The sequence below is a fragment of the Mesorhizobium sp. M6A.T.Ce.TU.016.01.1.1 genome, from assembly GCF_003997065.1.
In the GTDB taxonomy this organism is placed as follows: domain Bacteria; phylum Pseudomonadota; class Alphaproteobacteria; order Rhizobiales; family Rhizobiaceae; genus Mesorhizobium; species Mesorhizobium mediterraneum.
Map to the genome: position 1 here is coordinate 1 of NZ_RZTJ01000048.1, position 8,061 is coordinate 8,061.

At 60.6% G+C, this 8,061-nt stretch carries 6 protein-coding genes and 1 pseudogene; 5 read left to right on the plus strand and 2 right to left on the minus strand.

What is annotated here, in order from left to right; translation table 11 throughout:
- Nucleotides 1-1,142, plus strand: a 1,142-nt coding sequence (locus tag EOC94_RS32560; protein ID WP_245465707.1) for a helicase C-terminal domain-containing protein, incomplete at its 5' end; no start/stop codon positions are given.
- A gap of 314 nt (nucleotides 1,143-1,456) precedes the next feature.
- Here the strand turns inward: EOC94_RS32560 and EOC94_RS32565 are convergent.
- Nucleotides 1,457-2,461, minus strand: a complete 1,005-nt coding sequence (locus tag EOC94_RS32565; RefSeq protein ID WP_127295660.1) for an NADP-dependent oxidoreductase — start codon at nucleotides 2,459-2,461, stop codon at nucleotides 1,457-1,459.
- A gap of 165 nt (nucleotides 2,462-2,626) precedes the next feature.
- Between EOC94_RS32565 and EOC94_RS32570 the strand changes: the two genes are divergently transcribed.
- The 4 genes from EOC94_RS32570 (at nucleotide 2,627) to EOC94_RS32585 (ending at nucleotide 7,253) form a co-directional block, all read left to right on the plus strand.
- On the plus strand, nucleotides 2,627-3,505 hold the full coding sequence (locus tag EOC94_RS32570) for a LysR family transcriptional regulator (protein WP_245465708.1): 879 nt from the start codon (nucleotides 2,627-2,629) through the stop codon (nucleotides 3,503-3,505).
- Between the two features lie 584 nt (nucleotides 3,506-4,089).
- Entirely contained in the window at nucleotides 4,090-5,802 is a 1,713-nt protein-coding gene (locus EOC94_RS32575; RefSeq protein ID WP_127295664.1) for a ParB N-terminal domain-containing protein, read from the plus strand.
- A 93-nt stretch (nucleotides 5,803-5,895) separates the two neighbouring features.
- Nucleotides 5,896-6,372 (plus strand): hypothetical protein, encoded by a 477-nt coding sequence (locus EOC94_RS32580; RefSeq protein ID WP_127295666.1) that lies wholly within the window; start codon nucleotides 5,896-5,898, stop codon nucleotides 6,370-6,372.
- The gene (locus tag EOC94_RS32585; RefSeq protein ID WP_127295668.1) at nucleotides 6,369-7,253 is read left to right on the plus strand and encodes a hypothetical protein; all 885 of its coding nucleotides are present in this window, start codon (nucleotides 6,369-6,371) and stop codon (nucleotides 7,251-7,253) included. The genes EOC94_RS32580 and EOC94_RS32585 overlap by 4 nt, the downstream gene beginning before the upstream one ends.
- A 339-nt stretch (nucleotides 7,254-7,592) precedes the next feature.
- Here EOC94_RS32585 and EOC94_RS32595 read toward each other — a convergent pair.
- Nucleotides 7,593-7,898: pseudogene (locus EOC94_RS32595) on the minus strand (alkylphosphonate utilization protein); the annotation flags it as partial.
- Nucleotides 7,899-8,061 lie beyond the last annotated feature (163 nt).

Below are 8,061 nucleotides of genomic sequence, written 5' to 3' on the forward strand. Positions count from 1 at the left end.
GCTTCTCAGCCTATCGTTGGATCAGGGATGAACTGATCCGCAGGGGCGTTCCGGCATCGGAAATTGCCTTCATGCAGGAGTTCAAGAAATCCGAAGCCAAGCAGCGCCTGTTCGGTGATGTGCGGGCCGGCAAGGTCCGGTTCCTGATCGGCTCCTCCGACACGATGGGCACCGGCGTCAACGCGCAGCTCCGCCTCAAGGCGCTACATCATCTCGACGTGCCATGGCTTCCCTCCCAGATCGAGCAGCGCGAAGGCCGTATACTGCGGCAGGGCAACCAGCACGATGTCATCGATATCTTCGCCTACGCCACCGAAGGATCGATGGACGCCCAGATGTGGCAGAACAACGAGCGCAAGGCCCGGTTCATCGCGGCTGCCCTTTCCGGAGACACGTCCATCCGGCGGTTGGAGGATATGGGTGAGGGGCAGGCCAACCAGTTCGCGATGGCCAAGGCGATCGCCTCGGGCGATCCGCGCCTGATGCAGAAGGCAGGTCTGGAGGCAGACATTGCCCGTCTGGAGCGCCTTCGTGCGGCCCACATTGATGATGAGCACGCCGTTCGACGGCAGATCCGCGATGCCGAGCGCGATATCGAATACTCGACCCGGCGCATCGGCGAGGTCGGGAAGGATATCGATCGCCTCGTGCCGACCACCGGCGATGGGTTCAGCATGGTGGTCGGAGGCGACGCGTTCACGGAGCGCAAACTCGCCGGTCGTGCGTTGATGAAGGAAATCCTGACTCTCGTGCAGCTTCAGCAGCAAGGGGAAACCACTATCGCCTCCATCGGCGGGTTCGATTTCGAATATTCCGGCGAGCGGTTCGGCAAAGACGGCTACCGCTATACCACTATGCTGATGCGCACCGGCGCCGATTATGAGATCGAGCTCCCCGTCACCACCTCGCCGCTTGGCGCCATCGCCCGGCTCGAGCATGCCTTGGCCGGCTTCGAGGGCGAGCAGGAACGATACCGCCAGCGTCTTGAGGATGCCGAGCGCAGGCTCACCTCCTATCGCTCGCGTGAGGGCGGCGAGTTCGGATTCTCTGGTGAACTGGCTGAGAAGCGCCGGCAGCTTGCGGAAATCGAAACCGATCTTGCGTCTTCGATTGATGGCCAGGATCAGCGTGCAGCCGCATAGCAGGCTCGACACAGGCTGCCGGTCATTGTGTCAGGCATTGACCGGCAGCAAAGGTTCAAGGCGGCTCGGGTGCAGGCGATACAGGAGGCGCGCCGATGTCCGGTCAATACAGTGCGGAAGCCGCGATAGAAATCGTGGCGGCGCCCGTCTCGGATCGTTCGGTTCTAGACTAGAATCGCGGGATCAAGTCCTCGGACAACATCGGTTCGTTGCGCGCGGGAGTTCAAGCAGGGCCATTCGTGCCAACCGGCCACTCAGGAGGATAAAGAGCTCACGCTGCCCGGCCGCAATCAATGACAAAAGACCATTTGGTTTCACAGCTTTATTAGCTGCTTGCCAAAGTTCTCCCCATTCAACATGCGCACAAAGGCATAAGGTACCGCTTCGATCCCTTCAGCGACGTCTTCTTTTGTCTCAAGAAGTCCCTGTTTATACCAGGATAACAGGTCGGCCTTTGCCGTCTCAAATTCGTGTTCATGGTCATCAAGCAAGAAACCTTCGATCCGCGCACGAGTGATCAGAGTTTTCCTGAGATGTCGCAAACCGATATCTGGTTGATCAAATCGATCAGCCAAAGCAATCGTCCCGACGATCACAACTCGACCGAACGTATTAAGATTTAACATCGCCGCATCGTGGATCGGTCCCGCAGTATTATCGATAAATACGTCTACTCCGTTTGGGCACGCAGCGGCGACATCGGCCACCAAGTCAGTCGACGTTCGGTGGTTGATGCCTTCGCGATACCCGAGCTTTTTGCACCATTCGAGTTTTGCGTCTGTGCCCACAACAGCAACCGGGTCAAGTCCCTTAATCCGCGCGATTTGCCCCGCAATCTGCCCCACACCACCAGAGGCCGCCGAGATCAAGACTGTTTCGCCTTCTTTCGGATTTCCGGTCTTGAGCAGCGAAAAATAGGCCGTCAGACCCGGCATACCCAGGTAGCTGAGCGAGGCTTGCACTGGGGCGTCGGTCGCGGTCACAATCTTGGCGGAAGACGCAGGAATGGTCGTAAAGGGTTGCCATCCAAAATAGTCACTCATGACAATGTCGCCCGGCTTGAAATCAAGAGATTCGGATGAGATCACTTCCCCGATTCCGCCTCCCGACATCAGATCCCCCAATCCAAAGCCAGCGGCGTAATTTTTCGCCGGACTGATCCTGCCGCGCATGTACGGATCCACCGAAAGCCACAAGGTCTTGAGTAGCAGTTCTCCCTCTGCGGGACCCGGAATCGGGCGATCTTCCAGCATCCAGTTGCCCACCGTCGGCATTCCCGACGGATAACTCCGTAGTACCCAACTAGGATTCTTGGCCATGGCGGTCTCCTTAAAAGCACAGCTGCCCCGATGTTCGGGTCGGGTTCTGTCCCTCAAACCCTGATGACCAAACCACTTGCTTCTTGATGCATCAGTTTGCATGCCGTGATAATAGGCGTTTCGGAGAAACATTATTTTAGATTTTGAAAGAGTGTCTGGGTGGATATGGTGACGGCGATGCGCATCGCAATCGAGGTTGCGCGCCATGGGAGTTTTACCGCAGCGAGCCGCGAGTTGAGACTTTCCGCGCCGTCAGTCAGTCGAATCATGGCTGAGCTGGAGGCCGATTTGGGGGTGCGTCTCTTCAACCGGACCACCCGTCAACTCAACCTAACTGATGCAGGAATGGAGTTCGTGCAAAAAAGCTCTGGCATACTTGAGGAACTCGATACTATGCGGAGCGTGGTTCGCGAGCGCCACGACACTCCGCGCGGGCAGTTGCGCGTGTCGTGCGTCATGGCTTTCGGCAACGAATGCCTGGCACCCGCCTTGCCTGAGTTCTTGCGCAGGTTTCCCCAGCTAGACATCTCACTCGATCTCGGCAACCGCTTGGTTGATCTTATCGAAGAGCATTACGATGTTGCAATTCGAGTCGGTCCATTAAGCGATTCATCTATGATCGCGCAGAAGATATATACGCAAAGAATAGTATTTGTCGCCTCTCCTGGATTTTGTCGAAGGTTTGGGATGCCCAAATCAGTCGACGAAATCAGAAGCTATCCATCGGTCACGCAAGTCAGCGGAGAATGGGGGCGAACACACCAGTTTAGGTATTTAGACGAAATCATCGATTTCGAAGTTCCGCAACACTTTAGAATGAACTCCGCACGTGCGGTCAAAAACGCTTGCCTGACCGGATATGGCTATTCATTGCTCCCGGATTTTATGGTCGCAGACGACCTTGCACAAAACCGTCTGGTGCAGCTGCTGCCAAACTACGAACCCATGGAGCAATCAATTTACGCCTTTTATGCGCAACGGCGCCATACACCGCAGAAGATACGAGTGTTCATCGACTACTTGGCTGAAGTTTTTGGTAGTTGAATACTAGAATGCTGCCAGGATCATTCTTGTCCCAACTGTTGTGCAGGCCCCCCGAGTTCGGGCCAGCCCCAAGCGACGACACCAGCCGCACCTCGAAAAACCAGCTTCAGCAAGGCGCCAGGCGATGGGCCGGTGACAATCGCACGTGCCGTCGAAGCCGCAGATCACCGGTCGGTCGTACGCCAGGAGAACCTCGATTAGGTGGTCATGATCGGAACGATTGTGGCCATCGGGCTTCGATTAGAACTTCATGGCGCAGCTTGCCGGCTGCAGGATTGTGATCCCGATTAAACTGGACGTGCTCTAGATCCACGTCGGAGGGAGGAGGAAAGGAAAACGGAAGAAGGATAAAGCCCGCTCGCAGATCGGGCGGGCCGCTGACGCTGGCGCTCAACCGCGCCGCTCGCGATCCCGGCCGATCGCTCTGCGCAGGGCTCAAGAGCCCCGCTTGATCTGCCCGGCAGGGATGCTCGGCCGCAGTTGCACCGGCCCGTCCGCTCCGCGGGCCGGGGGATGTCTTCGGGAAGAAGACGAGGAAGGGCCCGCCACGGCGGTGTCCGCAAACCCCTTGAAGGAGCATCTCCATGGAACTGAAGTTTGTCGATCCGCGTGCGCTGAAGGATAACCCGGACAAGGCGCGACGCTCGAAGTCCAGCCCGCAGGCCGACGCGCTGCTGCTGGCTACAATTCGCGCCGTCGGCATCGTGCAGCCACCCGTCGTGGCGCCGGAAGCGGATGGCGGCAACGGCTATGTCATCGATGCCGGACATCGCCGTGTGAATCAGGCGATTGCCGCCGGTCTCGAAGAGATCGCCGTGCTGGTGATCGATCGCGCCGAGGATGGTGGTGCAATGCGGTCGCTGGCCGAGACGCTGGCGCATGAGCAGCTCAATCCTATCGACCAATGGCGCGCGATCGAGCGGCTGGTCGCGCTCGGCTGGACCGAGGAAGCGATCGCCGTCGCTTTAGCGCTTCCCGTCCGCCAGATCAGGAAGCTGCGCCTGCTCGCCAATGTTCTGCCGGCCATGTTGGACCAGATGGCCAAGGGCGACATGCCCAACGAGCAGCAGTTGCGCACCATCGCGTCGGCCTCGCTTGATGAGCAGAAGGAGGTCTGGAAGAAGCACAAGCCGTCCAAGGCCGATCCCCAGGTGTCGTGGTGGAGCGTGGCGCAGGGCCTGACGAAGCGGCGCATGTACGCGCGCGACGCCAGCTTTGGTGACGATCTCGCTCACGCCTACGGCATTGCCTGGGTCGAGGACCTGTTCGCTCCGGCCGATGAGGACAGCCGCTATACGACGGATGTCGAGGCCTTCCTTGGCGCGCAGCAGGAGTGGATGGCAAACACTCTGCCCAAGCGTGGCGTGATCGTGGAAGCCGGTCAATGGGGCGAGCCGAAGCTGCCGCCCAAGGCAGAGCGTGTGTACGGTAAGCCGTCGAAGTCCGATCACACCGCCGTGTATCTCGACCGCGACGGCAAGGTGCAGTCGGTTGCGTACCGCATGCCGGTGGCCAAAAAGCCCAAGGGCAAGAATGGCGCTGATGTTGAGGCCGAGGGCGATGATATCGTCGTTACGGCAAAGCCGCGTCCGGACGTGACGCGCAAAGGCATAGAGATGATCGGCGACCTGCGTACCGATGCGCTGCACGAGGCGCTTTCGCGCGCACCGATCGAGGACGACACGCTGATGGCGCTGCTCGTCCTCGCCTTCGCCGGCCAGAATGTGACAGTGGCATCTGGTGCCCGCGACATCTCCCATTACGGGGCCGCAGGCCTCGGCGAACATGCCGCGCGCCTGTTCGACCAGGAGGGCAGGCTCGAGTTCGACATGGACACGCTGCGCATTGCCGTGCGGTCCTTGCTGATCGACGTTCTGTCCTGCAGGGAGAATCGCTCGGACAGCGGCGTTGTCGCCCGTGTCGCCGGCGACGTCATCGCCGCCGACAACTTCTTAGCCAACATGGGATCGGAGGACTTCCTGTCATGCCTGTCGCGGCAGGCATTGGAAGCCGCCTGCGCGGATACATCCCTCCTGCCCCGCCAGAAGGTCAAGGACACCCGTGCGACCCTGGTCGAGCATTTCAAGGAAGGCCGCTTCGTCCACCCGTCGGCGCTGTTTGCACCCACTCCGGAAAAGCTGACCTCCTGGCTGAAGATGAACGAGGCCAGGCAACAGCCTGAGGACTACGGCACGCCGGAGCACCAGGACGAGCTCGACGGCGATGCGATCATCGAGCCGGCACACGACTATTCCGGCGACGATGACGCTGAAGGCTTCCGCGAGGCCGCCGAGTAGAAGCGCGCGCCTTCTTCCTTCCGATCGCATTACCGCCGCCGGTGACCTCGCCGGCGGCGGTTTCGTTTTCACCCTAAACAGCGGAGACCCACCATGTCGGCTCAATTGATCTATGACCTCGTTCCACTCGGTTCGATCGTAACTTATCGCGATGGAACATCACGCCCGCCCGAAGGGCATCGTAAGAAGCTCGCCGCCTGGGAGAACCGCAACAGTGGCGGCCGGCTGATCCGCAAGCAGGCCGAAACCCGCGTCGGCAACACCACGCTGCCGGCGTCCATTACCCTGCACAAGGGTGACTACGGCAGTCAGGGCACCATCGTCCTGCGCGTTCACCAAAGCTTTTCGGTGAACAGCGATCTCAACTTCGCGGTCGAGGAGCGGCCCGCTATCGGCTCGGTCCTGGTGCTCGACCGCGACGGCGAAGACGCCGAACTGGTCTATCTCGCCAGTCATCGTGCTGATGCCGAGGGATGGCTGACGCAGCACGGCTATCCGCGAGCCGTTCTGCAAGAGGTGACGGCCGATGCCGTGGCCGCGGATACCGTCGAGGGGAGGGCGGCGGCATGAGCGCGGCCACTCCCCGAATACGAGACGACGAGGCCCCCGGTTATCCGGGGGTTTGTTTTGGCCGCAGCGCCGACGGTTATCCCGTTGCGCTTGTCGGTGAAACGGCGTTCGCCATGGTTCCGGCCCGGCACGCCCGGCACTTTCTTGTCACGGGCTGGCGTATCCGCCGGCCCATGGCCGAATGGACGCGCAGCGATTTCTACGGCCATGCCGGCGAGCTTGCCGACGAGGCGGCGTTTCGCGCGCATGTCGAGGAGAACACCCTCCATCAGCAGCAGCGCGTAGCGCTCGGCCGTCGCGAAATCCATTCCCGCGCCCACACGCCGTGGGGAACGTCGCAGGGAGCGACCGTCTATGCCGAGGGCGTCGTGGCTCACTCAACGGCAGGCCATGGCGGGTTCCATCTTTCGGCGGAGCGAAATCGCAAAGTCCATGACATGCTCCGTGCCGATGGCGGCTGGTATGAAGAGGACTGCCATTGGGCGGCCGTCGCCCAAGCCTTCCCGCAGCTCTTTACGGGCTTCGAGAAGGCGTGTGCGGAAAAGACGATCCGCGACTGGTATCCGGACGCCTGGGAGGCGATCCACGGGAAGGTGCTCAAACCTGGCCAATCTGCGAAAAAGGACGAGCGGGCGTTTGTCGAGAAGCATACCGATGACTGGGTCGTGGTGTCGGCGATCCGTTCCGACCACCAGGCCGGTTTCACCGAGGTTATCGCGACCGTTGGCGGCAAGCGTGGACCGGGTACGGAGGACCGTCGCTTTCTCGTTCCGACCGACGAATACCATGTCGGCCGCTTTGGATTCGTCATCGATGTTGCGCGCCATCGTGTCTATGGCGGGCCATCGAGCTTCATGGATTGCCAAGGGAGGGACACATAATGTCTGTCCCCGATCGCCGAGCGCAGCTCTTTCGCATGGAAGAGGCACGGCGCCAGACACAGCGCCAGCTTGATATGATCGACCGGCAGATCATAAGGCGGATGACGGCGATCATTCCGCAGCTCAAGCCCCAGCGTACCGGCCACCGGCGCCTAAAACCTGCCGATGCCAGGACCTTTCTGGAACGGTATCGATCGAACCTTGCCGCGATCACACAGGAAAGGCAGCACGAGATCGATGCGCTATCTCGCAAACTGGCAAGGCAGGACGCTGCGATCGCAGCACTGCGTGACAGAATCCCGCCGGACCTGCTGCGCGCCTGACTACTGGTGTCTGGTCACGCCTGCGTACGAACTCCGTTCGCAACACCAGCCCGTTGATCGCGTCATGCCGGCAGTCGATTTCGTCGGGATTGTCGGTGAGGCGGATCGACTTGATCACCGTGCCCTGCTTCAGGCTCTGCCACGCGCCCTTGACCTTGAGGTCCTTGACGAGGGCGACGGAGTCGCCGTCGGCCAGCACGTTGCCGGCGGCATCGCGCACTTCCTTGCATCCGGCAGTAGCTGCAATGGCAGCCATCTCCGACGCTGGGCGCCATTCCCCTGTCGCGTCGTCATAGACGTAGTCGTCGTTCTGATCTGTCATTGCCGCGGGATGAATACAGTGCGTTGTCAGTCCGACGTGGGAGCAGGCCGAAGATCTGATCCGCATCGGCGGACCGGCGCACATCTCCGATACCGGCAGGAGCCGAAGTTCAAACGCCCGTCCCTCGCGCAGCCTGGCGGGCAGGCGGGTCGGGTGTCGGCGG

What these genes read in the sequence shown, in the direction of transcription:
- EOC94_RS32565 (WP_127295660.1), bottom strand. Translation starts at nt 2,461, where the DNA reads ATGGCCAAGAATCCTAGTTGGGTACTACGGAGTTATCCGTCGGGAATG.
- EOC94_RS32585 (WP_127295668.1), top strand. Translation starts at nt 6,369, where the DNA reads ATGAGCGCGGCCACTCCCCGAATACGAGACGACGAGGCCCCCGGTTAT.
- EOC94_RS32570 (WP_245465708.1), top strand. Translation starts at nt 2,627, where the DNA reads ATGGTGACGGCGATGCGCATCGCAATCGAGGTTGCGCGCCATGGGAGT.
- EOC94_RS32580 (WP_127295666.1), top strand. Translation starts at nt 5,896, where the DNA reads ATGTCGGCTCAATTGATCTATGACCTCGTTCCACTCGGTTCGATCGTA.
- EOC94_RS32575 (WP_127295664.1), top strand. Translation starts at nt 4,090, where the DNA reads ATGGAACTGAAGTTTGTCGATCCGCGTGCGCTGAAGGATAACCCGGAC.